The organism is Pseudoduganella sp. jia 9, from assembly GCF_055502615.1.
In genome coordinates, this window is the sequence record NZ_JBUPWE010000001.1 from 159,197 (window position 1) to 183,814 (window position 24,618).

The 24,618-nt window shown below is 65.8% G+C and carries 28 protein-coding genes and 1 tRNA gene; 12 read left to right on the plus strand and 17 right to left on the minus strand.

Annotated elements, in window-relative coordinates:
- Positions 1-32 precede the first annotated feature (32 nt).
- The 4 genes from ACY34H_RS00705 to ACY34H_RS00720 all read left to right on the plus strand — a co-directional run bounded on the left by ACY34H_RS00705 (position 33) and on the right by ACY34H_RS00720 (position 3,914).
- Positions 33-1,250: a glycoside hydrolase family 53 protein gene (locus tag ACY34H_RS00705; RefSeq protein WP_464975561.1), complete on the plus strand. Its 1,218-nt coding sequence runs from the start codon at positions 33-35 to the stop codon at positions 1,248-1,250.
- Positions 1,251-1,348: 98 nt separating this feature from the next.
- Complete coding sequence (locus tag ACY34H_RS00710) at positions 1,349-2,305, plus strand: LysR substrate-binding domain-containing protein (RefSeq protein WP_464975562.1); 957 nt, start codon at positions 1,349-1,351, stop codon at positions 2,303-2,305.
- Entirely contained in the window at positions 2,302-3,108 is an 807-nt protein-coding gene (locus ACY34H_RS00715; RefSeq protein WP_464975563.1) for a PPK2 family polyphosphate kinase, read from the plus strand. Before ACY34H_RS00710 ends, ACY34H_RS00715 begins: the two co-directional genes overlap by 4 nt.
- A 188-nt stretch (positions 3,109-3,296) precedes the next feature.
- Positions 3,297-3,914 (plus strand): glutathione peroxidase, encoded by a 618-nt coding sequence (locus tag ACY34H_RS00720; RefSeq protein ID WP_464975564.1) that lies wholly within the window; start codon positions 3,297-3,299, stop codon positions 3,912-3,914.
- Here the strand turns inward: ACY34H_RS00720 and ACY34H_RS00725 are convergent, their stop codons facing one another.
- The gene (locus ACY34H_RS00725; protein ID WP_464975565.1) at positions 3,915-4,307 is read right to left on the minus strand and encodes a rhodanese-like domain-containing protein; all 393 of its coding nucleotides are present in this window, start codon (positions 4,305-4,307) and stop codon (positions 3,915-3,917) included.
- A 119-nt stretch (positions 4,308-4,426) separates the two neighbouring features.
- Between ACY34H_RS00725 and ftrA the strand changes: the two genes are divergently transcribed.
- Positions 4,427-5,410 (plus strand): transcriptional regulator FtrA, encoded by a 984-nt coding sequence (gene ftrA, locus ACY34H_RS00730; protein WP_464975566.1) that lies wholly within the window; start codon positions 4,427-4,429, stop codon positions 5,408-5,410.
- A gap of 76 nt (positions 5,411-5,486) precedes the next feature.
- Entirely contained in the window at positions 5,487-5,846 is a 360-nt protein-coding gene (locus tag ACY34H_RS00735; RefSeq protein ID WP_464975567.1) for a DUF1428 domain-containing protein, read from the plus strand.
- 33 nt (positions 5,847-5,879) lie between these two features.
- Here the strand turns inward: ACY34H_RS00735 and pabB are convergent, their stop codons facing one another.
- From pabB to ACY34H_RS00750, 3 genes are read right to left on the minus strand one after another with little or no spacing between them, the layout of a single operon-like run.
- Complete coding sequence (gene pabB, locus ACY34H_RS00740) at positions 5,880-7,697, minus strand: aminodeoxychorismate synthase component I (protein WP_464975568.1); 1,818 nt, start codon at positions 7,695-7,697, stop codon at positions 5,880-5,882.
- Positions 7,694-8,293, minus strand: coding sequence for a nucleoid occlusion factor SlmA (slmA, locus tag ACY34H_RS00745; RefSeq protein WP_464975569.1), 600 nt, complete (start codon positions 8,291-8,293; stop codon positions 7,694-7,696). The genes pabB and slmA overlap by 4 nt, the downstream gene beginning before the upstream one ends.
- Positions 8,293-9,063 carry a pyrimidine 5'-nucleotidase gene (locus ACY34H_RS00750; protein WP_464975570.1) on the minus strand — a complete coding sequence of 257 codons (771 nt, stop codon included), beginning with the start codon at positions 9,061-9,063 and terminating at the stop codon, positions 8,293-8,295. Before ACY34H_RS00750 ends, slmA begins: the two co-directional genes overlap by 1 nt.
- Between ACY34H_RS00750 and ACY34H_RS00755 the strand changes: the two genes are divergently transcribed.
- Complete coding sequence (locus tag ACY34H_RS00755) at positions 9,062-9,988, plus strand: TraB/GumN family protein (RefSeq protein WP_464975571.1); 927 nt, start codon at positions 9,062-9,064, stop codon at positions 9,986-9,988. The two genes, ACY34H_RS00750 and ACY34H_RS00755, sit on opposite strands and share 2 nt — an antisense overlap.
- Positions 9,989-10,053: 65 nt before the next feature.
- Here the strand turns inward: ACY34H_RS00755 and ACY34H_RS00760 are convergent.
- Positions 10,054-10,128 (minus strand) — tRNA-Thr (locus tag ACY34H_RS00760).
- Between the two features lie 63 nt (positions 10,129-10,191).
- The gene (argB, locus tag ACY34H_RS00765; RefSeq protein ID WP_137315502.1) at positions 10,192-11,118 is read right to left on the minus strand and encodes an acetylglutamate kinase; all 927 of its coding nucleotides are present in this window, start codon (positions 11,116-11,118) and stop codon (positions 10,192-10,194) included.
- Positions 11,119-11,294: 176 nt separating this feature from the next.
- Between argB and ACY34H_RS00770 the strand changes: the two genes are divergently transcribed.
- Positions 11,295-11,522 (plus strand): cysteine-rich CWC family protein, encoded by a 228-nt coding sequence (locus ACY34H_RS00770; RefSeq protein ID WP_464975572.1) that lies wholly within the window; start codon positions 11,295-11,297, stop codon positions 11,520-11,522.
- A 22-nt stretch (positions 11,523-11,544) separates the two neighbouring features.
- Here ACY34H_RS00770 and ACY34H_RS00775 read toward each other — a convergent pair whose 3' ends face one another.
- Positions 11,545-12,582, minus strand: a complete 1,038-nt coding sequence (locus ACY34H_RS00775; protein ID WP_464975573.1) for an extracellular catalytic domain type 1 short-chain-length polyhydroxyalkanoate depolymerase — start codon at positions 12,580-12,582, stop codon at positions 11,545-11,547.
- Positions 12,583-12,762: 180 nt separating this feature from the next.
- Between ACY34H_RS00775 and ACY34H_RS00780 the strand changes: the two genes are divergently transcribed.
- The 3 genes from ACY34H_RS00780 (at position 12,763) to ACY34H_RS00790 (ending at position 14,969) form a co-directional block, all read left to right on the plus strand.
- The gene (locus tag ACY34H_RS00780; protein WP_464975574.1) at positions 12,763-12,966 is read left to right on the plus strand and encodes a DUF1289 domain-containing protein; all 204 of its coding nucleotides are present in this window, start codon (positions 12,763-12,765) and stop codon (positions 12,964-12,966) included.
- Positions 12,967-12,994: 28 nt separating this feature from the next.
- Positions 12,995-13,903: an MBL fold metallo-hydrolase gene (locus ACY34H_RS00785; protein ID WP_464975575.1), complete on the plus strand. Its 909-nt coding sequence runs from the start codon at positions 12,995-12,997 to the stop codon at positions 13,901-13,903.
- A 112-nt stretch (positions 13,904-14,015) separates the two neighbouring features.
- Positions 14,016-14,969, plus strand: coding sequence for an NAD(P)H-dependent flavin oxidoreductase (locus ACY34H_RS00790; protein ID WP_464975576.1), 954 nt, complete (start codon positions 14,016-14,018; stop codon positions 14,967-14,969).
- 29 nt (positions 14,970-14,998) lie between these two features.
- Here the strand turns inward: ACY34H_RS00790 and ACY34H_RS00795 are convergent, their stop codons facing one another.
- Both ACY34H_RS00795 and ACY34H_RS00800 read right to left on the minus strand, forming a co-directional pair.
- Positions 14,999-15,697, minus strand: coding sequence for a hydrolase (locus ACY34H_RS00795; protein WP_464975577.1), 699 nt, complete (start codon positions 15,695-15,697; stop codon positions 14,999-15,001).
- 69 nt (positions 15,698-15,766) lie between these two features.
- Positions 15,767-16,558, minus strand: coding sequence for a sigma-70 family RNA polymerase sigma factor (locus tag ACY34H_RS00800; RefSeq protein ID WP_464975578.1), 792 nt, complete (start codon positions 16,556-16,558; stop codon positions 15,767-15,769).
- Between the two features lie 125 nt (positions 16,559-16,683).
- Here ACY34H_RS00800 and clpP point away from each other — a divergent pair, with 125 nt between their 5' ends.
- Positions 16,684-17,274, plus strand: coding sequence for an ATP-dependent Clp endopeptidase proteolytic subunit ClpP (clpP, locus tag ACY34H_RS00805; protein WP_464975579.1), 591 nt, complete (start codon positions 16,684-16,686; stop codon positions 17,272-17,274).
- Positions 17,275-17,280: 6 nt separating this feature from the next.
- On the opposite strand, the gene ACY34H_RS00810 is transcribed toward clpP, so the two are convergent.
- The 8 genes from ACY34H_RS00810 to ACY34H_RS00845 all read right to left on the minus strand — a co-directional run bounded on the left by ACY34H_RS00810 (position 17,281) and on the right by ACY34H_RS00845 (position 24,606).
- Entirely contained in the window at positions 17,281-17,853 is a 573-nt protein-coding gene (locus ACY34H_RS00810; RefSeq protein WP_464975580.1) for a hypoxanthine-guanine phosphoribosyltransferase, read from the minus strand.
- Between the two features lie 225 nt (positions 17,854-18,078).
- Positions 18,079-19,332 carry a phenylacetate--CoA ligase family protein gene (locus ACY34H_RS00815; protein ID WP_464975581.1) on the minus strand — a complete coding sequence of 418 codons (1,254 nt, stop codon included), beginning with the start codon at positions 19,330-19,332 and terminating at the stop codon, positions 18,079-18,081.
- Positions 19,329-19,685 carry an MmcQ/YjbR family DNA-binding protein gene (locus ACY34H_RS00820; RefSeq protein ID WP_464975582.1) on the minus strand — a complete coding sequence of 119 codons (357 nt, stop codon included), beginning with the start codon at positions 19,683-19,685 and terminating at the stop codon, positions 19,329-19,331. Before ACY34H_RS00820 ends, ACY34H_RS00815 begins: the two co-directional genes overlap by 4 nt.
- Positions 19,686-19,695: 10 nt before the next feature.
- Positions 19,696-20,496, minus strand: a complete 801-nt coding sequence (locus tag ACY34H_RS00825) for an ABC transporter ATP-binding protein (protein WP_464975583.1) — start codon at positions 20,494-20,496, stop codon at positions 19,696-19,698.
- Complete coding sequence (locus tag ACY34H_RS00830; protein ID WP_464975584.1) at positions 20,493-21,788, minus strand: ABC transporter substrate-binding protein; 1,296 nt, start codon at positions 21,786-21,788, stop codon at positions 20,493-20,495. Before ACY34H_RS00830 ends, ACY34H_RS00825 begins: the two co-directional genes overlap by 4 nt.
- 20 nt (positions 21,789-21,808) lie before the next feature.
- Positions 21,809-22,867: a branched-chain amino acid ABC transporter permease gene (locus ACY34H_RS00835; RefSeq protein ID WP_464975585.1), complete on the minus strand. Its 1,059-nt coding sequence runs from the start codon at positions 22,865-22,867 to the stop codon at positions 21,809-21,811.
- A gap of 1 nt (position 22,868) precedes the next feature.
- A complete protein-coding gene (locus ACY34H_RS00840; RefSeq protein ID WP_464975775.1) occupies positions 22,869-23,765 on the minus strand; it encodes a branched-chain amino acid ABC transporter permease in 897 nt (298 codons plus the stop codon).
- Complete coding sequence (locus tag ACY34H_RS00845; protein WP_464975586.1) at positions 23,761-24,606, minus strand: ABC transporter ATP-binding protein; 846 nt, start codon at positions 24,604-24,606, stop codon at positions 23,761-23,763. The genes ACY34H_RS00840 and ACY34H_RS00845 overlap by 5 nt, the downstream gene beginning before the upstream one ends.
- Positions 24,607-24,618: the final 12 nt, after the last annotated feature.

The window sequence follows — 24,618 nt, forward strand, 5'->3', positions numbered from 1 at the left end:
CGGCTTTCGAACATGACCTACCGGAGACCAAGATGATGACATTTGCATTCCGTCCGTTCGCGCTGGCAGCGCTGCTGGGCGCCGCCCTGTGCGCGGCAAGCGTGCCGGCAGCGGCCAATGAACCGCTGCTGGCCGGCGGCGACTACTCGGTGCTGCCGCTGATGGAAAAGCACGGCGCCGTGTTCAGCGACCGCCAGGGCAAGCCCGGCGACGCGCTGAAGATCCTGCGCGAATCCGGCCACAACATCGCCCGCCTGCGCCTGTATGAAGGCCCGGGCCCCGGCACCGGCAACGAAGGCTGGCACTGGCCGGCCGGCTCGATGGATTTGCCGGACCTGCTGAAGATGGCACGCCGCAGCGCCGACCTCGGCATGCAGATCGAACTGACGTTCCACTACAGCGACTTCTGGACCAACAGCAAGACGCAGATCGTGCCGGCGAAGTGGCGCGCCGAACTCGATAAACTCCCGGACGACAATGCCCGCTTCGAACGGCTGCGCCAGCTGGTATTCGAACGCACGCGCGAAGTGATGGCGGCGCTGAAGGCGCAGGGCACCACGCCGCAGTACGTCTCGGTCGGCAACGAGACCGAAGGCGGCATGCTGTACCCCTACGGAAAACTGGGCGGCAAGACGCTCGATGAAAACTGGCCGCGACTGGGCGCGCTGTTCCAGGCCGGCTACGACGGCGTGAAGGCCGTGTCGCCAGCCAGCCAGGTGATCATCCACCTGGACGACGGCGGCAACGTGGCCAAGTACCGCCACTACTTCGACCACCTGCAGAAGCTGGGCGTGAAGTGGGACGTGATCGGCGCGTCGTATTACCCGTTCTGGACCAAGCGCAACGTGGCGCAGTTCACCGCTTTCGCACAGGAGATCACCAAGCACTACGACCGCGACCTGTTCGTGATGGAGACCGGCTTCAACTGGTCGCCGGTGCTGCCGAACGGCCACGCCGGCCAGTTGTCCGACAACGGCCCGTATCCGGCAGCCATGAGCTCCCCGGAAGGGCAGGCCGCGTTCATCGACGAGCTGCTGGGCGCGCTGCGCCGCACCGATCGCGTGCTGGGCGTGCTGTACTGGGACCCGGTGATGATCGAGGTGCCGGGCACCGGCTGGGCGGTGCGCGACGCGGACGGCAAGCCGGGCGCCAATGTGGTATCGAATACCACGCTGTTCGACTTCAAGGGCCGTGCGCTGCCGGTGCTCGATGCGTGGCGCAAGCACACGCCGCCGGTGCGGAAGCAGTAAGCGCGGGAGCGCCGCGATTGACGGAGGCAGGGTAGCGGCCTATCATGGCTGACGCACCGGGGATTTGCACCCGGTTTTGCCTCCGATCGCGTCCCCGCATGCACGACATCCTTTCCGACCGATTCGTCCGCTCCCACCTGAAGATGCGCCAGCTCGTGCTGCTGGTGGAACTCGGCCGCCATGGCTCCATCCTCCATGCGGCGCAGGCGGCCAACCTCACGCAGCCGGCCGCCTCGAAGCTGCTGGCCGAACTGGAACACGCACTGAACGTGCAGCTGTTCGAGCGGCTGCCGCGCGGCGTGCTGCCCACCTGGTATGGCGAAGTGCTGATCCGCCGCGCCGGCGCCGCGCTGGCGGAGATGGATGCGGCGCACCAGGAAGTGATGGAGCTGCTGTCCGGCCTGTCCGGCAAGGTCAATATCGGCGCGGTGCTGACGCCTTCCGCCGGCCTGCTGCCGGATGCGATCAAGCTGCTGAAGACGCGCCATGCGCGCGTGCGCGTGTCCGTCACCGTCGACACCAGCAAGTTGCTGACCGACAAGCTGCGTGCCGGCGAACTCGATATCGTGATCGGCCGCGTGCAGGATTCGAGCGCCGCCGGCGAACTGCATTTCGAGCCGGTCACCGACGAGCCGCACAGCCTGATCGCCGGCGCAGGCCATCCGCTGGCCACGCGTACCGACCTGACGCCGGCCGACCTGGCCGGCGAACCGTGGATCGTGCCGCCGGCCGGCTCGGTGCTGCGCGACCGGCTGACGGCGCTGTTCCTGTCGCATGGCCTGGAGCCGCCGTCGGACACCGTGGAAGCGATGTCGCTGCCCGTCATCGTCAACCTGCTGGCGGGCAGCCGGATGGTGTCGGCGCTGCCGGCCGAACTGGTGCGGCCTTACCTGGACATGGGACTGATCACCGTGCTGCCGTATGACCTGGGGCTGACGATGGACCTGTACGGCATCGTCACCCGCAAGCTGCATCGCCTGTCGCCCGGGGCGGAAGCGATGCTGGCTACGCTGCGCGAAGTGGCCGCGCAGCGCTATCCCATGGAGCATGGATGAAGGCCTGCAAACTGTTTCGCGTCGGCGAACGGCCCGTGCTGGCGGACGAGGATGCGGCGCTCACGCCGCTATGCAGCGGCGACGAGCGCGCCGACCGGCAGTTCGGCAAGGGGCTGCACCGGGAAATCGCGGCGTTGCAGGAAATGCTGTACGCCGAGCACCGGCGCAAGGTACTGGTGGTGCTGCAGGGCGTCGATTGCGCCGGCAAGGACGGCACCGTGCACCACCTGTTCCGCAAGATCAATCCGATGGGGCTGCGGCCGGTACGTTTCGACGTGCCGACGGCAGCCGAGACCGCGCGCGACTTCCTGTGGCGCGTGCACCTGCAGGTGCCGCGCCAGGGCGAGATCGCGGTATTCAACCGCAGCCACTACGAAGACGTGCTGCACCCGGTCGTGCATGACCGGATCGACGGGCACGAGGCGGATCGCCGCTACGCACAGATCCGCGATTTCGAACGCATGCTGGCCGAATCGGGCACCACGATCGTCAAGGTATTCCTGCATATCTCGAAGGACGAGCAGCGGCGCCGGCTGCAGGACCGCATCGATGATCCGGAGAAGCACTGGAAGTTCGATCCGGACGACCTGAAGAACCGAAAAAAATGGTCCGGATATCTCGCGGCCTACGAAAGGGCGATCGCCGAGACCGATGCGCCCCACGCGCCGTGGTACATCGTGCCGGCCGATTCCAAGCCGCACCGGGATATCGCGGTGGCGGCGCTGCTCGCGGAAACGATGCGGGGCATGCATCTCGCGTTTCCGGCGGGCGATCCGAAGCTGGCCAAACTGAGGGTGAAGTAGCAGTGCTCCACGAAGTCGCAGATCACGCCCGCATCGCAGGGGGCGTAGCAGGGGTTTCGAGGAGCACGCTCCTCGCCTGCGTAGCGGTGATCCCATGCATGGGATCACTCCTCCCTGTCCCCGGCAAGCACCAGCTGCGCCCCGGCCGGCATACAATGGCTTTTTTCCATCACATCGTTGGATTCGACATGACTATATTGTCCAGGTTCGCGGCCGTCTCCGCATTCGGCCTGCTGGCGGCGGCATCGGCGTTCGCCCAGCAGTCCGCTCCATCCACCGCGAGCGCGCCGGCTGCCGCCCCGGCGCCAGCCGCACGTTACGCCAGCTGCCCCGCCATCCTGCACCGCTCGTTCAAGCGCCTGCAGGACGAAGCGTCGCAGGACCTGTGCCAGTATGCCGGCAAGGTCGTCCTCGTCGTGAACACGGCCAGCTATTGCGGCTTCACGAAGCAGTACGAAGGCCTCGAAGCGCTGCATGCGAAGTATGCGGACAAGGGCCTGGTGGTGCTGGGCTTCCCGTCGAACGACTTCGGCAAGCAGGAACCGGGCACGGCCAAGGAAATCGCCGACCTGTGCTTCAACACCTACGGCGTCAAGTTCCCGATGTTTGCCAAGACGGTGGTGTCCGGCAGCACGCCGAACCCGCTGTACGCCGACCTGATCAAGGCCACCGGCAAGGCGCCCGGCTGGAATTTCCATAAATACCTGATCGGGCGCGACGGCAAGGTGATCGAGAACTTCCCCAGCAAGGTGACGCCGCAGGACAAGGCCCTCGTCGGGGCGATCGAGAAGGCGCTGGCTTCCTGATCAGCCGCGGACGAGTTCGAAACCCTCGTCCAGCCATCCGGTCACACCGCCCGGCATGATCTTCACCGGCCGTCCCAGCTTCGCCAGCCGGATGGCGGCGCGGGCGGCGCCGTTGCAGTGCGGGCCGGCGCAATAGGCGACGAACAGCGTGTCCGCCGGATACTCGGCCATCTTCGAACCGATGATCTTGCGGTGCGCGAGATCGACGGCGCCGGGCACGTGTCCTTCGGCATATTTTTCCGATCCGCGCACGTCGAGCAGTACGAAATCCTGCTGCGGCGTGCCGAGCACGCTGTGCACATCCCAGCAATCCGTCTCGAAGCGCAGCGAACCTGCGAAATGCGCGAGCGCCGCATCGGCGGGGGCGGCGGGAACTTCGGTCACGATCGACATGTTTTCTCCTTTGTATGTGTACCTTCGCGGACATCGCGGTTGGCATGGAGACCTCATTGTCGGCCCGGCCGGCGCAATCCTGCAGTGGCGCGGATGCCAATCCACGTTAAGATCGCGCCATGGCACCTTCTTCCACCAGCAAGCCCCATCTCGTCGTCGCGCTGGCCTACGATGGCCTGTGCACCTTTGAATTCGGCTGCACGGTCGAGCTGTTCGCGCTCGACCGGCCGGAACTGGGTGTGGACTGGTACGACTTCCAGGTGTGCGCGGTGGAACGTGGACCGATCCGCGCGGCCGGCGGCATCACCGTGCAGGCGCGCTACGCGCCCGGCCTGCTGAAAAAGGCCGACACCATCGTCATTCCCGGCTGGCGCGATGCCGATGAAGCGCCGCCGCCCGCTCTGGTCGCGGCGCTGCGCGCCGCCCATGCCCGCGGCGCGCGGCTGTGCTCGATCTGTTCCGGCGTGTTCGTGCTGGCCGCGGCGGGCGTGCTCGATGGCCAGCGCGCCACCACGCACTGGCGCTACGCCGAACGGCTGGCGCAGCGCCATCCGGCGATCGTGGTGGAACCGGATGCGCTGTATATCGACAACGGGCAGGTGATCACGTCCGCCGGCTCGGCCGCCGGGCTGGACATGCTGCTGCACCTGATGCGCCGCGATTACGGCGCGCGGGTCGGCAACATGGTGGCGCAGCGGCTCGTGGTGGCGCCGCACCGCGAAGGCGGACAGGCGCAGTTCCTGCCAAGGCCCATGCCGGCCGACGAGGCGGGGCGGCTGGCGAAGCTGATGGACTGGCTGCGGCGGCATCCGGCGCAGGCGCATACGGTGGCCACGATGGCCGAACGGGCGGCGATGAGCGCACGCACGTTGCAGCGTCAATTTCGGGATACCACCGGGATGGGACCGGTCGAATGGCTGACGCGCGAGCGGGTGGCCCTTGCCAAGGAGCTGCTGGAATCGCCGCTGCCGCTGGCCCAGGTAGCCGAGCAGGCCGGATTCGGTTCGGAGGAAACGCTGCGCCATCACTTCCGGCGGCTGGCGGCAACGACCCCGGGCGCTTACCGGAAAGCATTCCTTGTTGCGGGCACATCCGTCGACTAAGCTGCATGGGCGCGGCCGCCCGGCCGCGCATCCCGAACCCGAGATCGAAATCCAATATCCAGCAAAGGAGTCCACCATGCCTTATGTCGATGGTTTCGTCGTCCCCGTCCCGAAAGACAAGATCGAAGCGTACCGCACGATGGCCGAAACGGCCGGCGCCGTCTGGCGCGAGCACGGCGCACTGGAGTTCCACGAATGCATTGCCGACGACGTGAAGCCGGGAGAACTCACGTCTTTTCCACAGGCGGTGCAGCTGAAGGATGACGAAACGGTGTTCTTTTCGTGGATCGTCTACAACTCGCGCGAGGAACGCGATGCGATCAACGAGAAAGTGATGAACGATCCACGCCTGAAGGACACCATGAGCCCGGAGTCGATGCCGTTCGACGGCAAGCGCATGTTCTGGGGCGGCTTCCAGACCTTCGTCAGCCTGTAGTCACCTGCTGTAACGCCCGCTTACAGGCCTGCCTCAAGTAGCGGTCAGCTCGGCGCGCAGCGCCCCCCGCAGTGCGTTGCAGACGACGATTTCCTCGGCGCCGGCCAGCATGCCGCGCGTGATGAGCGCTTCCGTGGCGCCCCATGCTTCCAGCACCACGGCGCGCATCACGCCCGGCAGCAGGCCGCTGGCCAGCGGCGGCGTCAGCCAGCGGCCGCCAATGCGCACGAACACGCTGCTGCGGCCGCCCTCGGTCAGTTCGCCACGTTCGTTGAAAAACAGCTGGTCGAATGCGCCCCGCGCTTCGGCCGCCTTCCAGGCCGCGTCGTAGCCGGCGCGCAGCGTGCTCTTGTGGCGCAGGAACAGGTCGTCCGACGCGGTCGGCGCATCGGCCAGCAGCACGCGCACCGGCTGCTGCAGCGGCGTCAGCAGGCCGCTCTGCACCGCGAAACCGCCCGCCGCGTTCAGGGCGAGCCGCAACCGGCACTCGCCGCCGGGCGGCAACCCTTCGCAGGCGATCGCGATGTACGCCCGGGCGGCCGCCTCATCCCATTGAAAGCCGAAATAACGGGCCGAGCGCTCCAGCCGCGCAAGGTGGCGCTCCACGTGGCGCGCTCCCTGCTCGCGCGTGGCGTACATCGTTTCAAACAGCTCGAAATCGTTCGACAGGCCGGTGAGAAAGCGCGCCTTCAAGCGGCACTCGGCGTATTCGTCCGCCGCCACGCTGTCGTGCACGATGCCGGCGCCCACCCCCATTTCGCCGGGGCGCACGCCGTTCGCCGCCGGCTGCAGGGCCAGGGTGCGGATCGGCACGTTCAGGCAGAAATCGCCGGGCGCGCCGGGCCGCGGCGGATCGAACCAGCCGATCGCGCCGGTGTACAGGCCGCGCGGTGCCGGTTCCAGCTCGGCGATGATTTCCATCGTGCGCCGCTTGGGCGCGCCGGTGATCGAGCCGCAGGGATACAGCGCGGCGAACAGGTCCGCCAGCGTGACGCCCGGCCGTACTTGCGCCTGCACGGTGGACGTCATCTGCAGCACGCCGCTGTAGCGCCGCACTTCGAACAGTGCGGGCACCTTGACGGAGCCGGTCGCGGCGACGCGGCCGATGTCGTTGCGCAGCAGGTCGACGATCATCAGGTTTTCCGCGCGGTTCTTCGGGTCGGCTGCCAGGGCGGCGGCACGTTTCGCGTTCTCGCCGTCGATGTCCTGCGCCTGGCCAGGCAGCGCCGCGGGCGCGGTGCCCTTCATCGGTTGCGCGGTGAGCGTATTGCCGGTGCGCCGCACGAACAGTTCCGGCGACAGCGACAGCACCGCCGTGCCATCGTCGGCCATCACCAGCGCGCCGTATGGCACCGGCTGGCGCGCGCGCAGGCGCTGGTACAGCGCGCATGGCGCGCCGAACGCATCGAAACGCAGGCGGTAGGTGTAGTTGACCTGGTAAGTGTCGCCAGCCGCGATGTACTCGCGGACCTGCGCGATCGCCGCGGTGAATTCCGTTTCGGTGACGTTGGCGTGGATGCCGGCCAGGCCGGCGACGCCGTCGCCGGCGCGCTCCGCCAGCCACTGGGCCACGGCCTCGCCGTCCAGGTGCTCGCACTGCCGGAACAGCAGTACCCGCGCCAGCGGCACGCCGGCCTCGCGTGGCGGGATGCCGACAATGTGATGGCCAAGCTCGTAGCTCAACAGCGTCACCGCGTACAGGCCCTGCGCCAGTGCCGCTTCCATGTCGCGCAGCAGCGCCGGCCACGCGTCGAACGACGCGCAGCGCAGCGTGCGCACGTGGCCGGTCAGCAGGCGCGAACGGCCGCCGGCCGCGGCATCGTCGAGCAGGGCGAAGCAGTCGGGATTCATCGCATCAGCAGCGCGATCTGCGCATTCGCGTCCTGCGCCGGGGACAGTACGAAGCCGCTCTTTGCATAGCGGTGCCAGCGGCCCACCACGAAGGCCACCATCAGGCTGGCGCGGGCGGCGATGTCGCGCTCCTCGTCGCGGCCGGGACTTGCATCGGCGGCGGCGGCGTCCGCGGCAGCCTGCCGCAGCGCACCTTTCAGCGCCAGCTCCACGCGGTCGTAGAAGCCGTTCATGCGCTGCTGCAGCCGCTCGTCTTCGCCCACCAGCGCATCGCCGATCAGCACGCGCGACATGCCCGGGTTGTTGGCGGCGAAGTGCAGCAGCATGGCGAGGATGTCGCAGGCTTGCGCCAGGCCGTCCTGCTGGCGTTCGGTGATCTGGTTGATCAGGCCGAACACCGAGGATTCGATGAACTCGATCAGCCCCTCGAACATCTGCGCCTTGCTGGCGAAATGGCGGTACAGCGCCGCCTCGGATACTTCGAGCCGGCGCGCCAGCGCGGCCGTGGTGATTTTCTCGCCCTTCGGTTGCTCGAGCATCGCGGCCAGGGCCTGGAGGATTTGCAGCTTGCGCTGGCCGGTCGGTTGGGTTGCCATTATTCGATCACGGTATTGCGGCGCAAACGGGACAGCCGCGCCGGCAGGTGTTTGACGGATTTTACTTTGACGTCGACCCAGCCGGGGCGGTTGAGGCGTTTCGGCGGGTGGGCGGTGCCGATCGGGTCGCCCACCTTCAGGTATTGCGTGACCCACGCGGTGCGCATGCCCAGCGCGTGCGCGGTGCGCAGGTTGGCCAGCGTGTCTTCGACCAGGATGCAGCGGCGCGGCGCCACCTGCTGGCGGCGCATTACCTTGCGCAGCAACAGCTTCGACGGCTTGGGCCGCAACTGGCCATGCACGCGCATCGATTCGATCGCGATATGGTGCGAGAAGTGGCGCTGTATGCCGAGGTGGCGCAGCACCATCGTCGAATAGCGGTGCGGCGCATTGGTCAGCAGCACCTTGCGGCCGGGCAGGCGCTTCAGCATCTGGCCCAGGCCTTTCTCGTGCCGGATCATCGAGACCAGGTCGTCCATGCCGTGCGTTTCGGCGAGAAAATGATCGGCTTTTACGCCATGGTGCTTCACCAGTCCCAGCAGGGTGGCGCCGTAGCGCTTCCAGTACAGCGTGCGCGCCGCGTTCACCGCGTCGATGTGCGCCGGCGCGGTGCCGTCGCCCAGCACGCGCGCGATGTACGTGTTCATGTTCGCCGTGATCGCCGGGAAGATGGCGTGCGACGCATTGTGCAGCGTGTTGTCGAGGTCGAACAGCCAGACCGGGGCCAAAGGTTTAATATTCACGTCTCTCGGAACTGCAAAGGTAGCCATGCGACGCCAGATTATAGTGATGTTTTGTTGCCTGTTCGTGTTTACCGCGGGGCTGGCACCGCGGGCGATGGCGGCGGACGGCATTCCGAACCGGGGCGCGCTGTTCCGCATCGAGCCGGCGCAGGGAAACGCGGGCAATGTCGCATGGCTGTTCGGCACGATACACGTGGGTGCGCGCAGCTTCTATCCGCTCGAACCGAAGATCATGGCGGCGCTGGAAAATGCGGCGGTGCTGGCGCTGGAAGTCGACCCGCTCGGCAGCCAGGACGACATTGCCCGCGCCGTGCGCGAATACGGCATGTACCCGGCCGGCCGCGGGCCTGCTTCCGCCGACCTGGCGGCCGCCTACCGGCCGCGCCTGGAACGCCTGCTGCGCCAGTACGACGTGCCGCCTGCGTCGGTGGCGCCGATGAAGCCGTGGATGCTGGCCAGCCTGCTGACGGTGCGCGAATTCGAACGGCAGGGCTACCAGACCGAGCTGGCCGTGGAAACGTGGCTGTCGCAGGGCGCCCGGGCGCGCAAGCAGAGGATCGTCGAACTGGAATCGGTGCAGGGGCAAATGGCGCTGTTCGGCCGCATGACGACGGCCGACCAGGCGCTGTTCCTGCAGGAGACCATCGATGCGATCGATGGCAGCGAACAGGCCAGCGATGCGCGCGCCATCGCCACCGCCTGGGCCACGGCCGACCAGGCGGCGCTGGACCGCATTGCCGACAAGACCGCCACCGACGACACGTTCTCCGGCCGTTTCGTCAGCCGCGTGCTGCTGGACGGGCGCAATCCGCTGCTGGCCGACGGCATCGCGAAACTGCTGGCGCGCGAAAAGCAGAGCGTGGTGGCGATCGGGGTACTGCATCTGGTGGGGAAGAACAGCGTGCCGGAACTGCTGCGGCGACAGGGACTGCGGGTGGAGCGGGTGTACTGATGGAGGACTGCGGTGTACTGATGGAGGACTGCGGGATACTGCCGGAGACTGGTGCCCGGGGAGACTGGTGCCCTTTACGTGGATTGAACACGTGGCCTCTCCCTTACCAAGGGAGTGCTCTACCACTGAGCTAAAAGGGCATCTTTACTGCGGATGTCGAAGCACCACCGCAAAAAACGGGCGGCTTGTACCGCCCGGTTTTTTTAGTGAGACCGGATCATAGTGCCAAATGCCTGTTCGGTCAACACTTCCAGCAGCAGGCTGTGTTCGATGCGGCCGTCGATGATGTGCACCGTGTTGACGCCGGACTTGGCGGCATCGAGGGCCGAGGAGATCTTCGGCAGCATGCCGCCGGAGATCGTGCCGTCGGCGAACATCTCGTCGATTTCGCGGGCCGACAGGTCGGTGACCAGGTTGCCGTTCTTGTCCTGCACGCCGGCGATATTGGTCATCATGATCAGCTTTTCCGCTTTCAGGATCTCGGCGATCTTGCCGGCCACCACGTCGGCATTGATGTTGTAGGCCTGGCCATCCTGGCCGAAACCGATCGGCGAGATGATGGGGATGAACGCATCGTCCTGCAGCGCCTTGACGACGGCCGGGTTGATCGCGTCGATTTCGCCGACGAAGCCGATGTCCAGGTACTGGCCGGGATTTTCCTTGTCCGGCATGGCCATCTTGCGCGCGCGAATCAGGCCGCCGTCCTTGCCGGTCAGGCCCACTGCCTGGCCGCCGTAGTGGTTGATCAGCATGACGATGTCCTGCTGCACTTCGCCGCCCAGCACCCACTCGACCACTTCCATCGTTTCTTCGTCGGTGATGCGCATGCCCTGCACGAACGTGCCCTGCTTGCCGATCTTCTTCAGCGCATTGTCGATCTGCGGGCCGCCGCCGTGCACCACGACCGGATTCATGCCGACCAGTTTCAGCAGGATCACATCGCGCGCGAAGCCGTGCTTCAGGCGCTCATCGGTCATCGCGTTGCCGCCGTATTTGATGACGATGGTCTTGCCATGAAAATTGCGGATGTAGGGCAGTGCTTCCGCAAGGATCTGTGCCTTGATCGCCGGGGAAACGGCGGCGAGGTCATCGGCTGGCACATCCAGGTTCAAATTCGACAGTTGGCTCATGGCGGGTCCGGTAAAGAGTGTGGGGCAATTTTACAGCGAAGCGGCGGGCAAGGCCGCATGCCACCGGCCTGTATGGCCGGCAACGAAGATTTTGACGCGCATTATAGAGCCAAATTCGCGGCAAATTCGCATCAAACAAGTTGTCAATCCAGGAACGATGGATTAGCCTCGGCACGATGAGCACCTGCGAGCGCTGCGGCGCCACATTTCACTGCGCGATGGTCGATGGAAAGACCCGTGGCGAGGCCGGCGGCGATGAAGCGCCGTGCTGGTGCACACTGCTGCCACCCGCCGTTCCGGTACCCCGGCAGGCAGACGTCAAGGAGGAGCAGGCCGCCACGCCGGTCGTGGGCTGCTGGTGTCCGGACTGCCTGAAGGCGCATATCGCGGCGCTGCGGCGCTGACGCGGCTGAGCTTTCCGGGCTGTCAGCCGGCGCTTACCGTCGAGAAGAACCGCATCATTTCACGGCTTGCGTCCGGCCCCTTGCCGTCCGTGTAGCTGCCGGCCGGGCTGCCGCCGGACCAGGCGTGGCCGGCGCCATGGATCACCCAGTGCTCGGCCAGCGGCGAGCCGTCGTGCAGCCAGTGCTTGGTGCGCGTGTAGGCATGACCGTCCGGCACGCGGCCTGCCAGGCGCGACGGCAGCGCCCTGGTGCCCAGCGGATGGCTGCGCAAGCCTTGTGCCATCAGCTCTTCGCCATTGGCGGGATGAACGGTCGTATCCTGGTCGCCGTGGAACACGATGATCGGCAGGCCGGCGCTTTTTATTTCGCGCGCGCTGGCGCCGCGCTTCATCGCCGACAGCGCCGACGGCAGGTCGCGCGCCGCGGCGAACGGCAGGCCCGAATGCACGCCCACGGCGGAAAACAGTTCCGGGTACAGCGTGCCGACGATGACGGCCATCGCGCCGCCGGCCGACATGCCGGCGATGTACACCTGTCCCGGTGCGACCGGGTAGGTATCGAGGATGTCGCGCGTGATGCCGGCGATGATCGAGGGTTCGCCCTGGCCGTGTTTCTGGTCGAGTGAACTGAACCAGTTCCAGCAACGCGAGTTGTTGGCGTCCGGCGACTGCGCGGGATAGACGACGAAGCAGCGCCGTTCCTCGGCCACCGCGTTCATCTGCGTGCCGGCGGCGAAATCGTCCGGATCCTGCGCGCAGCCGTGCAGCATCACCACGAGCGGCAAGGCCTGCCCTTTCCAACAGGAGGGGATATACAGCTTGTAGGAACGGCTGCCCGCGTCGTTGGCATGGACGCCGCTCATGAATTGCGCGCCGGCGGGCGTTTTTACAGGGGTGGACGGCAGGTCGAAGACCGTGTCGGGCAGGTCGAACCTGGACGGCGCGGACTGCGCCGATGGTGTGAAGGAAGACAGCGTATATGCCGTTTCGGAATGGTCGCTGCCGAACAGCAGCTTGACCGTCTTTCGCAATTGCTTGAACCAGTGATGACCTTCATTCATGGTGTTCCCCGGAGGCTGGTGGATGCGTGGGTTGGTGAAATCGCTTGCCGCGCCGCGTCTCCTCTGCGCTCCGTGCAGTCCACGGGCCTTTTTTTTTTGGTCCAGTATAGCCACATTCGCCAAACCGGGGTGCAGCACTGTATCGGCTAAAATACACCCTCGCCAGAACGCCACCGCATTATGAAAACTGCATTGCCGGAACATGCCACGCCCGTCCCATCTCCCTGCGTCAGCCTGTGCAAGATGAACCGGGACAACGGCTTTTGCGAGGGCTGCCTGCGCTCGATCGAGGAGATCGTGGCGTGGGGAAAAGCCGACGACGACTACAAGCGCGCCGTGTGGGCCCAGCTTCGTTTGCGCGAGCAGACGATCGACTTCGACTGAAGCCCGCGCCTGCCGCGATCCGGAAAACATGATGACCTTACCCGACTCCATCCGCGTGTTCGAACGCGGCTGGCTCTCCGCCAATAATGTGCTGCTGGCCGGCCGCCACGACACGGCGCTGATCGACAGCGGCTACGTGACGCACGCGCCGCAAACGCTCGAGCTGGTGCGCCACGCGCTGCCAGGGCGCCGGCTCGACCGGCTGTTCACCACGCACCTGCATTCCGACCATTGCGGCGGCAACGCGCTGCTGCAGGCGCACTTCGGCTGCGACACCTTCGTGCCGGCCGCCGAAGAAGCGAAAGTGCGCCACTGGGATGAAGACGCGCTGACGTTCCGCGCCACCGGCCAGCAATGCCCGCGCTTCTCGATCGACGGCGTGGTGCGGCCCGGCGACGAGCTGACGGTGGGCGACCTCGAATGGCAGGTGCTGGGCGCGCCCGGCCACCATGCGCATTCGCTGATCTGGTACTGCCCCGCACAGAAGATCCTGATCTCGGCGGACGCGCTGTGGCAGAACGGCTTCGGCGTGATCTTCCCCGAACTGGAAGGAGAGGAGGGCTTCGCCGAAGCGGGCGCCACGCTGGACCTGATCGCATCGCTGGACGTGCGGCTGGTGATTCCCGGCCACGGCGCCATGTTCGACGACGTGGAAGCATCGCTGGCGCGGGCGCGGCGGCGCCTCGATTTCCTGTCCTCGAAGCCGTCCAACAACGCCGAGTACGCGGTGAAGGTACTGCTGAAGTTCCTGTTGCTGGAACGGCAGCGCATCCCGGTCGCCGGCGTGCAGGCGCTGCTGGCATCGATCCCGCTGGTCGTCGAAACCAACCGCCGGCACCTGTACAAGTCCGAGGAAGAACTGGCTGCCTGGGCCGTCAAGCAGCTCGTTCGCGGCCTTGCGGCCAAGGTCGAAGGCGACGACCTGGTGAATGTGTAGCATCCATGCCGAAGCGGTAGAGCGTTCCGTCTAGAATTCGCACGATCGTACTTTTATAAGTCTATAATCGTTTGATTCGATCCACCTCATCAACCCTAACAGCGAGTCGACCATGGCCTTGCCTTCCGTCCTGCAAAACCTGTCCCTTCCCGTGATTGCCTCGCCGATGTTCATTGCCAGCGGTCCCGCGCTGGTGGCGGCGCAGTGCAAGGCCGGCATCGTCGGTTCGTTCCCGGCACTGAATGCGCGGCCGGCCGAGCTGCTCGACAAATGGCTGACGGACCTGCAGCAGGAACTGGCGGAGTTCCAGGCAGCCAATCCGGACAAGAAAGTCGGCCCGATCGCCGTCAACCAGATCGTGCACCAGTCGAACGACCGCCTTGCCCATGACGTGGAAGTCTGTGTGCGTCACCAGGTGCCGATCATCATCTCGTCGCTGCGCGCGCCGCCGAAGGAAATGCTGGATGCGATCCACAGCTACGGCGGCATCGTGCTGCACGACGTGATCTCGATCCGCCACGCGCAAAAGGCGCTGGAAGCGGGTGTCGACGGCCTGATCCTGGTGGCTGCCGGCGCCGGCGGCCACGCCGGCACGCTGTCGCCGTTCGCGCTGGTCGGCGAAGTGCGCAAGTTCTTCGACGGTCCCATTGCGCTGTCCGGTTCGATCGCCACCGGCGACGCGATCCTGGCCGCGCAGGCGATGGGCGCCGACTTCGCCTACATCGGCTCGCGCTGGCTGGCCACGCAGGAATCGAACGTGACGGATGCCTACCGCGAGGCGATCGTCGAATCGTCGGCGGCCGATGTCATCTACACGAACCTGTTCACGGGCGTGCACGGCAATTACCTGAAAAAATCGATCGTGGCCGCCGGCCTGGACCCGGAAGCGCTGCCCGAATCGGACAAGACCAAGATGAGCTTCGGCTCCGGCACCGCCAAGGCCTGGCGCGATATCTGGGGCGCAGGGCAGGGTGTGGGTCTGATGGAAGACGTGCCGACCACCGCGCAGATGGTGGAGCGGTTGAAGGCGGAGTATGACGCGGCGCGCAAGCGATTGGCGCTGTAATTGAAAAAGGGGCCATTGGCCCCTTTTTTTTACTTCGCCGCCACCGGCGCCAGCGTTTCGTGCTGGGAGGTGGTGCGCTGCGGTGCCTTGTGCACCATGGTGTAGGCATAGTCGACGCCCATGCCGTACGCGCCAGAGTGTTCCTTGACGATATTCATCACCGCATCGTACGAATCGCGGTGCGCCCAGTCGCGCTGCCATTCCAGCAGCACCTGCTGCCAGGTCACCGGCACCACGCCGGCCTGGATCATGCGCTGCATGGCCATGTCATGCGCTTCCTTCGAGGTGCCGCCGGAAGCGTCGGACACCATGTAGATCTCGTAGTCGCCTTCCAGCATCGCGCACAGTGCGAACGTGGTGTTGCAGACTTCCGTCCACAGGCCGGCCACGATCACTTTCTTGCGGCCGTTCTTTGCCAGTGCGTCGCGCACTTTCTGGTCGTCCCACGAGTTCATCGAGGTACGTTCCAGGATGTCCTGGCCCGGGAACACGTCCAGCAGTTCCGGGTAGGTGTGGCCGGAGAAGCTCAGCGTTTCCACCGTGGTGATGGTGGTCGGGATATTGAACACCTTGGCGGCTTTCGCCAGGCCGACGGTGTTGTTCTTCAGGACCTGGCGGTCGATCGACTGCACGCCGAAGGCCATCTGCGGCTGGTGGTCGATAAAGATGAGCTGGCTGTTCTGCGGGGTCAGGACTTCGAGTTTCGGGTTGTTGGCATTGTTCGTCATGATGGGCACCTCGGGTGGGTTGTTCGTGGCGAAAATGGTATGCCAGACAACCCGCGGTGCCCATTGGCCTTAGGTGGGAGAGCTTGCCGCCCCGATCAAGGGTGTCGCTTCCAGCATGCGCGGCCGTACCGCATACAGCGTGGCACCGTCAAAGCTCAGCAGCAAGTCGATGCGCCCATAGCGCAGCACCGCCACGCCCCAGCCGCCATTGATGCCTTGCAGCCGCGCCGTCGTGCCCGGCGCGGCCAGTGCCTGCGGCGTGACACGCTCCGCATGGCCTGCGACGTCGATCCCCCGCACCAGCCGCACCACCGCATCCTCGTCATGGCGCCGGATCGCATCGACGAACGCATGGGCCAGCCGGGCGCTGTCCGCGCTCGCGCCGCGGCGGGCCGGCCCCGCCTGCACGCGCGCCTTGGCGCGGCGTACCAGCTGGCGCGAGTGGTCCGTCTTCAGGCCGAGGATGCGGCCCACTTCCTCGTGCGGCACATCGAACACCTCGTACAGCAGCAAGGCCGCACGCTCGTCGGGCGACAGCCGCTGCAGCATCAGCAGCACGCCATACGACAACTCGCACAGCCGTTCGACGTCGTCGCTGCCCGATGGCAGCTCATCTTCCAGCCACGCCTCGGGCAGCGCCGTCTCGCGCCTGGCACGGCGCAGCCGGTCGATGGCCAGCCGGGTCGCCACCGTCGTCAGCCAGGCGACCGGCGCCTGCAGCGTGTCCGGCGCGGCGGCATGCCAGCGCAGCCAGGTGTCCTGCACCACGTCTTCCGCTTCAGCCATGCTGCCCAGCATCCGGTAGGCGATCGACAGCAGCCGCCGGCGCGACGCTTCGAATACGGCAATGGAATCGTTCATCTCATCCTCCTTCCGCCACTGACGGCCGGGCATGCCGGAACGTGACAACCGCCGGGAAAAATAAATCCGTCACGCGGCAGCGCCGTGCGGCGTCAAGCAGGCACACCCTCATCAAGGAAACCGCCATGCACATGATTCCGACCGTCATCGAAAACACCGGCCGCGCCGAACGGGCCTACGATATTTATTCGCGCCTGCTGCGCGAACGCATCATCTTCATCGTCGGCCCTGTCACCGACGAATCGGCCAACCTCGTCGTCGCGCAACTGCTGTTTCTCGAATCGGAAAATCCCGACAAGGATATTTCACTGTACATCAACTCGCCCGGCGGCTCGGTTTACGCGGGCCTGGCGATCTACGACACGATGCAGTTCATCCGGCCGGCGGTGGCCACCATCTGCACGGGTTTCGCGGCCAGCATGGGGGCCTTCCTGCTGGCGGCGGGAGAGAAGGGCAAGCGCCATGCGCTGCCGAATGCCCGCATCATGATCCACCAGCCCAGCGGCGGTTCGCAGGGCACGGCGGCGGATGTCGAGATACAGGCAAGGGAGGTGCTGCACCTGCGCGAGCGGCTGAACCAGCTGTTCGCCGAGCGCACCGGGCAGGATGTCGCGCGGGTGGCGCACGACTCGGATCGCGACAAGTTCATGTCCGCCGCACAGGCCGTGGAGTATGGCGTCGTGGACGAGGTGCTCAGCCCGCGCAATGCAGGCTGACAGTGCTCAGGTGGACAAATCGGCGTTGTTGAGCGCCCACAGGCCGGGCAGGTTGCGCCAGTAGTTGTACGCGTCCATGCCATAGCCGACCACGAAGCGGTTCGGGATCACCAGGCCCACCAGGTCGGGTTTCACCGGCTTGATCTTGCCGATCGCCTTGTCCGCGAACACGACGATGACCACCTCCTTCGCCCCCATGTCCAGCAGGCGCTGCTTCACGTGGGCCAGCGTTTCGCCCTCGTCGAGGATATCGTCGACGACGATCACGGTGCGGCCCGCAACATTCGAGCGCGGCACCACCTTCCACACCACTTCGCCGCCGCGGTCCGCGTCGCCATAGCGGCTCACGTGGATGTAGTCGAACTCGAGCGGGAAGGTGAGCTGCGGCAGCAGGTTGCCGGTGAAGACGACGGCGCCGCCCATCACGCCGAGCACGAGCGGGAATTCCTCCAGCTGGTTGAAGCGTGCGTTCAGGTCGTCGGCCACCTGGCGCACGGCGTCGGACACCTGCTGGGCGGTGAAGATTTCCTCGGCGTTGTCCAGCAGCGCACGGGCCCGTTGATGATGAATTTCTTGCATGACGTGGAAAGTACAGTTGAAAAGTGCGCCAATTATCCGCGATTACGCAGCGGTTGTCCGGGCCCGTTTCAACGGTACTGGCTGTAATAGCGCAGTGTATCGGCCGAGCCCGGCTGCATGGCGGCTACATCCCGGCTGCATCCCGGCTGCATTGCGGCTGCATCCCGGCTGCATTGCGGCTGCATCCCGGCTGCGCATCTCAGCTGCGCATCTCAGCTGCGCTTCTCAGCTGTAGTCGCGGCGGTCGTCGATCACCTTGCCGTCATTGGGCAGGCTGCCAGCCGGTACGAACACGACTTCGCCGCGCAGCTTGGTGACATCGCGCAGCGTGGCGACGATGCCCGTGCCATCGGCCGTTGCCGGATCGTGTACTTCGCACTGCAGCGTCATCGTTTCATCGGCGATCGTGCCGCTCACCACCAGCCGCGCCTTCGCCAGGCCATGGCGGCGCGCGATGTCGTGCACCTGCGAAGGGTGCACGAACATGGCGCGCACCTTGGTGGTCTGGTCCGCACGGCCGAGCCAGCCGCGGATACGCGTGTTGGTGCGGCCGCAGGGCGATGGCGCCGCATCGGCCATCAGCGCGGACAGGTCGCCCGTGGCGAAGCGGACCAGCGGATAGTCCGGATTGAACACGGTGAGCACCACTTCGCCCACCTCGCCCGGTGACACGGGTTCGCCCGTGCCGGGCCTGACGATCTCGAGGATCACGTCCTCGTCCAGCACCATGCCCGGATCGAGCACGCCGCCGGTGCGCGTTTCGTAGGCGATGTTGCCGGCATCGGCCGACGCATAGGCCTGGCACACGTGCGGCACGCCATGCTCGGCGAACCACCTGCGCAGCGAGTCGGGCAGCGCCTCGGCCGATACCAGTGCGTGCGTCAGGCAGGATATGTCCGCTCCGGTGTCGGCGGCCTTTTCCAGGATCAGTTTCAGGAACGACGGCGTGCCCACGTAGGTATCCGGGCGCAGCGCCGCCATGGCCTGCACCTGCAGTTCGGTCTGGCCGCTGCCGGCCGGGATCACCGTGCAGCCGATCCGCGCGGCACCGCTTTCGACCATGAACGCGGCCGGGGTGAAATGGTAGGAAAAGCAGTTCTGCAACAGCCCGCCGGCGCGCACGCCGGCCGCGTACATCGGCCGCGCGAAGCGCCACCAGTCGGCGGCATGGCCTTGCGCATCGAAGATCGGCCCGGGCGACATGTAGATGCGCGACAGGGCGCGCGGTGCGGTGCTCGTCAGTCCGCCGAGCGGGCTGTCCTGCTGCTGCAATTCCTTCAGCTGCGACTTGCGCGTGACGGGCAGCTGCGCCAGCGCGGCACGGCTGTCGATGGCGGCCGCTTCCACGCCGTCCAGGATACGGGCCCAGCCGGGAGCCGACTGCGCCTGCCGCAGCAGTGCCGGCAGCCGTTGCATCAGGTCGCGCTCGCGCTCGTGCGGATCGCGGGTTTCCAGGTCGTCCAGTGTGCCGGGGTTCATGATCCGCCTTCCGCGATTTCCTTCTGCAGCTTCTTTGTCAGCTTGCCGAAGACGATGCCGTGGGCCCGCCTGAGCAGCGTGGCCGCCTCCTCGTCCGATACCGCCTTCGGGTCGTCGATCTGCACCCACTTCGCCCGCGCCAGGTACGGCGCGGGAATGATGCCGGGGCGGTCCGTCAGCGCCAGGAAGGCATCGTCGTCGACCTTGAAACTGATGCGGCTGGCCCGCGGGTCGTTGCCTGTCGCGGCGAACATCTTGCCGCCCACCGAGAACACCAGGCTCGATTCCCACTTGACGTCCTGCGTGGCGCCGGGCAGGCCGGCGCACAGTTTTTTCGCCTTTGCGATATTCAAGACAGCCACCTCATGAAAGCCAGCGCTTGCGCCGTTTATAGAATTTCTGGTCGCGAAAGTTCTTGCGGCCTGCGCCCGATACGCCCAGGTAGAATTCCTTCACGTCTTCGTTGGCCGCCAGTTCGGCGGCGGCGCCTTCCATCACCACCCGGCCGTTCTCCAGGATGTAGCCGAAGTCCGCGTAGCGTAGCGCCACCATCGTGTTCTGCTCGGCCAGCAGGAACGACACGTTCTCGCGCGTGTTGAGATCCTTGACGATGCCGAAGATTTCTTCGACGATCTGCGGCGCGATGCCCATCGACGGCTCGTCCAGCAGGATCATCGTCGGCTTGGCCATCAGCGCGCGGCCGATCGCGCACATCTGCTGTTCGCCGCCGGAGGTATAGCCGGCCTGGCTGGTGCGCCGCTCCTTCAGCCGTGGAAAATAGCTGTAGACGCGGTCCAGCTCATCGCGCAACCCGGCGCGCGACAGCTTTTTCGTGTAGGCCCCGGTGAGCAGGTTTTCCTCGATCGTCAGGTGGCCGAAGCAGTGGCGGCCTTCCATCACCTGCGCCAGGCCGCGCGTGACCAGCGCGTTCGGCGTCAGCTGGTCGACGCGCTCGCCGTTGAAGCGCACTTCGCCTTTCGTCACGTCGCCCCGTTCGCCGCGCAGCAGCGTGGAAATCGTCTTCAGCGTGGTCGACTTGCCGGCGCCGTTGGCGCCCAGCAGCGCCACGATGGCGCCCTGCGGCACTTCCAGCGACACTCCTTTCAGCACCAGGATCACGTGGTCGTAGATGACCTCGATATTGTTGACCGACAGCGCGCTCATGGCATGCAGGCCGGCTTGATGTTCTTCTCCGCCGCGTACTTGCCCGACGATTCGTCGATCAGCTTTTTCACCAGCGCGCGGTCGCCCACGATCCAGTTCGGCGTAATGGCGTTCCACTTCCTGCCGTCCCATTGCTGCACCTTCACGGCGCCCGAACCTTCGTGATCCTCGCAGCTGGTCTTCACGGTGGGGAACATGTTCGCCGCGCCCACCGCCTTCTGCCGCGCCGCGTCGATGTTCAGGTGTTCCAGGCCCCAGCGCATCTGTTCGCCGGTGACTGGCTTGCCCTTGCCGAATTTTTCCTGCGCAGTGCGCATGGCTTCGACGAACAGGATGCCGGCCGTGACGCCGCGCATGTGGTACACGGAGCCGATGCGGGCCTGGTCGGCCAGGTTGCCCTTGCCGGCCTTGTACAGTTTCGCGCGGATCTCGTCGAGCACGGGGTAGTTGCCGGGCGTATTGAACGACATCGCCGTGTATCCCTTGGCGGCATCGCCGGACGGCACGGTATCTTCCTCGGACCCGGCCCACCATACGCCGAGGATCTTTTCGCGCGGGAAGCCGTTGCGCTGCGCGGTCTTGATCGCCACCGAGTTCATCACGCCCCAGCCCCAGAGGATCACGTGATCGGGCCTTGCCTGGCGGATCTGCAGCCACTGCGCCTGCTGTTCGCTGCCCGGCGGCGCCACCGGAATCTTCACCAGTTCGAAGCCCTGCTGCTTCGCCAGCGCTTCCAGCACCGGCAAGGGTTCCTTGCCGAATGCGGAGTCGTGGTACAGGTGCACGATTTTTTTACCTTTCAGCGAACCGCCATTCTTGTCGGCCAGGTATTTCACCATCGCCGCGGCCTGGCTCCAGTAACTGGAAATGAGCGGGAACACGTAAGGGAACACCTTGCCGTTGGCGGCATCCGAGCGGCCGTAGCCCAGCATCGTCATCGGGATCTTGTCCTGCGGGATGCGGTCGAGGATGCCGTAGGCGATGCTGGTCGACAGCGGTTCCACCAGCGTGGCGCCGCCGCGCTGCGTTTTCAGCCGCTCGTAGCATTCGACCCCGCGCGACGGGTTGTACTCGGTCTCGCATTCCTGCCACGCGATCTTCACGCCGTTGACGCCACCGGCCGCGTTGACGAGCGCAAAATAGTCGATGATGCCGCCATAGAAGCCGGAGCCTCCCGAGGCATACGGCCCCACGCGGTAGGAGGGCAGCGCGACGAACTGCTCCTGCGCGAAGGCGGGAGCGATGGCGCCGGCAAGCAGGGTGCCAAGAATGATCGAGGACAGAAACTTCATGGTGGTCTCCTTTGGATTTTCTAATGAGGGAATGGCCACAGGCGCAACTTCTCCTTGCCAATCTGCCACAGGCGCGCCAGGCCATGAGGCTCCACGATCAGGAAGAAGATTATCAGCGCGCCGAACACCATCAGCTCCAGGTTCGACGCCACGCTGGTGGGCAGCGCGAGGCCGTGCGCGGCGATGTTCAGGAACACCGGCAGCAGCACGATGAAGGCCGCGCCGAGGAAGGAGCCGAGGATCGAGCCCACGCCGCCGATGATGATCATGAACAGGATGCGGAACGACAAATCCAGGCTGTAGGCTTCCGGTTCCACCGTGCCGAGGTAGGCGAACGCATACAGCGCGCCGGCCACGCCGCAATAGAACGAGCTGACGGCGAACGCCAGCAGTTTCGTGCGCATCGGGCGGATGCCGATCACTTCGGCGGCCATGTCCATGTCCCGCACGGCCATCCACGAACGGCCCACGTTGGAGCGCACCAGGTTCTTCGCCATCAGCGCCATCAGGGCCACCACGAGCAGCACCAGCACGTACTTGCGCTGCGGCGTATCGAACGCGTAGCCCAGGATCTCGATGCGCTGGGCGGTGATCACGCCGGAAGCGCTGCCGCCGGTCAGCCATGAAATCTTCGTCAGGCACCAGATCACGAAGAACTGCGTGGCCAGCGTGGCCGCGGCCAGGTAGAAACCGCGGATGCGCAGCGAGGGCAGGCCGAATGCGATGCCGACCAGGGCCGCGCACAGGCCGCCCAGCACGAAGGCGAGCAGCATCGGCATGCCGGGGATGCGCGCCACGAAATTCCACGAAGCGAACGCGCCGACCGCCATGAACGCGGCGGTGCCCAGCGACAGCTGGCCGGCATAGCCGGTGAGGATGTTCAGGCCCAGCGCGGCCAGCGCGAAGATCAGGAACGGGATCAGGATCGCCGACAGCAGGTAGGGTGAGGCAATCAACGGCACCGCCACTACGGCGACGGCCAGCGTGGCCAGCAGCGCGATGCGGTCCTGGCGGATCGGCAGGAGCTGGCCGTCGGCCTCGTAGGTGGTGCGGAACTGCCCGGCTTCGCGGTAGAGCATGTCAGATCCTCCGGATGATCTTTTCGCCGAACAGCCCTTCCGGCCGCACCAGCAGGAACAGCAGCGCCAGCACGTAGGGGAACCAGCCCTCGATGCCGCCGCCGACCAGCGGCCCGATGTACACCTCGGCCAGCTTTTCGGAAGCACCGATGATCAGGCCGCCGACGATGGCGCCGGGTACCGACGTGAAGCCGCCCAGGATCAGCACCGGCAAGGCTTTCAGGGCGATGAACGTCAGCGCGAACTGCACGCCATTGCGTGCGCCCCACAGCAGGCCCGCGACGAGTGCCACCACGCCTGCCACCGCCCAAACGATCGCCCAGATGCGCTGCAGCGGGATGCCGACGGCCTGCGCGGCCTGGTGATCGTCCGCCACGGCGCGCAGGGCGCGGCCGACCCTGGTCTTCGCGAACAGCAGCGCCAGCACGGCAACCATCACGCCGCAGATGACGGCGGCGATCACGTCGAACTGCGATACCACGATGTTGAAGCGGTCCAGCAGCGCCTGTATCGGCACATCCTCGATCGGCAGCGGCAACTGGTGCACCTGCGAACCCCACAGCAGCTGTGCCAGTCCTTCGAGGAAAAAGGCGAGGCCGATGGTGGCCATGAACAGCGTGATCTCCGGCTGGTTCACCAGCGGGCGCAGCACCACGCGCTCGATGGCGATGCCGAGCAGGATCATTGCCAGCACCGTGCAGGGGATCGCCAGCCACAGCGACATGCCGAATTTGTCCATCATGCCCACGCAGGTCAGCGCCGCGAAGAACACCATGGCGCCCTGGGCAAAATTGAACACGCCGGATGCCTTGTAGATCAGCACGAAACCGATCGCCACCAGCGCATACATCACGCCGGAGAGCAGGCCGCCGATCAGGACTTCGAAGAAAAAGTTAATGTCCATTGCCGCCGCTTTCCGCGCCATCCGCCGCGCTGCCCAGATATGCCCTGATCACTTCGGGATTCGCGCGCACTTCGTCCGGCGTGCCGTCGCCGATCTTCCTGCCGTAGTCGAGCACCACGACCCGGTCCGAGATATCCATCACCACGCCCATGTCGTGTTCGATCAGCACGATCGTCGTGCCGAACTGGTCGTTTACGTCGAGGATGAAGCGGCACATGTCCTGCTTTTCTTCCACGTTCATGCCGGCCATCGGTTCGTCGAGCAGCAGTATTTCCGGCTCGGCGGCCAGCGCACGGGCCAGCTCGACCCGCTTCTGCAAACCGTACGGCAGGCGCCCCACCGGCGTCTTGCGGATGTGCTGTATCTCGAGAAAGTCGATGATTTCCTCGGCCTTGCGGCGGTGGGCGATTTCCTCGCGCCGCGCCGGGCCCCAGTGCAGCGCCTGCAGCAGGAAATTCGATTTCATCCTGAGATTACGGCCGGTCATCACGTTGTCCAGCACCGTCATGCCCTTGAACAGCGCGATGTTCTGGAACGTGCGGGCGATGCCGGACCTGGCCGCCGCGTAGCAGTCCATCTTGCGCCGGTGCTGGCCGCGGAACACGATCTCGCCCTGCTGCGGGCGGTACACGCCGTTGATCACGTTCAGCATCGAGCTCTTGCCGGCACCGTTCGGGCCGATGATGGCGCGGATCTCGTGTTCGCGCACGTCGAACGAGATGCCGGTCAGCGCCTTCACGCCGCCGAACGACAGCGAGATGTCGCGCAGGTCGAGAATCACGGGGCCGGTCTTGCGCCGTGGGCTGAACAGCGTGTCGGGTTCGTTCATCAGCATCGTGGCTTCTCC

Coding starts and splice junctions, on each gene's coding strand:
- ACY34H_RS00705 (WP_464975561.1), top strand. CDS start 33: ATGATGACATTTGCATTCCGTCCGTTCGCGCTGGCAGCGCTGCTGGGC.
- ACY34H_RS00710 (WP_464975562.1), top strand. CDS start 1,349: ATGCACGACATCCTTTCCGACCGATTCGTCCGCTCCCACCTGAAGATG.
- ACY34H_RS00715 (WP_464975563.1), top strand. CDS start 2,302: ATGAAGGCCTGCAAACTGTTTCGCGTCGGCGAACGGCCCGTGCTGGCG.
- ACY34H_RS00720 (WP_464975564.1), top strand. CDS start 3,297: ATGACTATATTGTCCAGGTTCGCGGCCGTCTCCGCATTCGGCCTGCTG.
- ACY34H_RS00725 (WP_464975565.1), bottom strand. CDS start 4,307: ATGTCGATCGTGACCGAAGTTCCCGCCGCCCCCGCCGATGCGGCGCTC.
- ftrA (WP_464975566.1), top strand. CDS start 4,427: ATGGCACCTTCTTCCACCAGCAAGCCCCATCTCGTCGTCGCGCTGGCC.
- ACY34H_RS00735 (WP_464975567.1), top strand. CDS start 5,487: ATGCCTTATGTCGATGGTTTCGTCGTCCCCGTCCCGAAAGACAAGATC.
- pabB (WP_464975568.1), bottom strand. CDS start 7,697: ATGAATCCCGACTGCTTCGCCCTGCTCGACGATGCCGCGGCCGGCGGC.
- slmA (WP_464975569.1), bottom strand. CDS start 8,293: ATGGCAACCCAACCGACCGGCCAGCGCAAGCTGCAAATCCTCCAGGCC.
- ACY34H_RS00755 (WP_464975571.1), top strand. CDS start 9,062: ATGCGACGCCAGATTATAGTGATGTTTTGTTGCCTGTTCGTGTTTACC.
- ACY34H_RS00750 (WP_464975570.1), bottom strand. CDS start 9,063: ATGGCTACCTTTGCAGTTCCGAGAGACGTGAATATTAAACCTTTGGCC.
- argB (WP_137315502.1), bottom strand. CDS start 11,118: ATGAGCCAACTGTCGAATTTGAACCTGGATGTGCCAGCCGATGACCTC.
- ACY34H_RS00770 (WP_464975572.1), top strand. CDS start 11,295: ATGAGCACCTGCGAGCGCTGCGGCGCCACATTTCACTGCGCGATGGTC.
- ACY34H_RS00775 (WP_464975573.1), bottom strand. CDS start 12,582: ATGAATGAAGGTCATCACTGGTTCAAGCAATTGCGAAAGACGGTCAAG.
- ACY34H_RS00780 (WP_464975574.1), top strand. CDS start 12,763: ATGAAAACTGCATTGCCGGAACATGCCACGCCCGTCCCATCTCCCTGC.
- ACY34H_RS00785 (WP_464975575.1), top strand. CDS start 12,995: ATGATGACCTTACCCGACTCCATCCGCGTGTTCGAACGCGGCTGGCTC.
- ACY34H_RS00790 (WP_464975576.1), top strand. CDS start 14,016: ATGGCCTTGCCTTCCGTCCTGCAAAACCTGTCCCTTCCCGTGATTGCC.
- ACY34H_RS00795 (WP_464975577.1), bottom strand. CDS start 15,697: ATGACGAACAATGCCAACAACCCGAAACTCGAAGTCCTGACCCCGCAG.
- ACY34H_RS00800 (WP_464975578.1), bottom strand. CDS start 16,558: ATGAACGATTCCATTGCCGTATTCGAAGCGTCGCGCCGGCGGCTGCTG.
- clpP (WP_464975579.1), top strand. CDS start 16,684: ATGCACATGATTCCGACCGTCATCGAAAACACCGGCCGCGCCGAACGG.
- ACY34H_RS00810 (WP_464975580.1), bottom strand. CDS start 17,853: ATGCAAGAAATTCATCATCAACGGGCCCGTGCGCTGCTGGACAACGCC.
- ACY34H_RS00815 (WP_464975581.1), bottom strand. CDS start 19,332: ATGAACCCCGGCACACTGGACGACCTGGAAACCCGCGATCCGCACGAG.
- ACY34H_RS00825 (WP_464975583.1), bottom strand. CDS start 20,496: ATGAGCGCGCTGTCGGTCAACAATATCGAGGTCATCTACGACCACGTG.
- ACY34H_RS00830 (WP_464975584.1), bottom strand. CDS start 21,788: ATGAAGTTTCTGTCCTCGATCATTCTTGGCACCCTGCTTGCCGGCGCC.
- ACY34H_RS00835 (WP_464975585.1), bottom strand. CDS start 22,867: ATGCTCTACCGCGAAGCCGGGCAGTTCCGCACCACCTACGAGGCCGAC.
- ACY34H_RS00845 (WP_464975586.1), bottom strand. CDS start 24,606: ATGCTGATGAACGAACCCGACACGCTGTTCAGCCCACGGCGCAAGACC.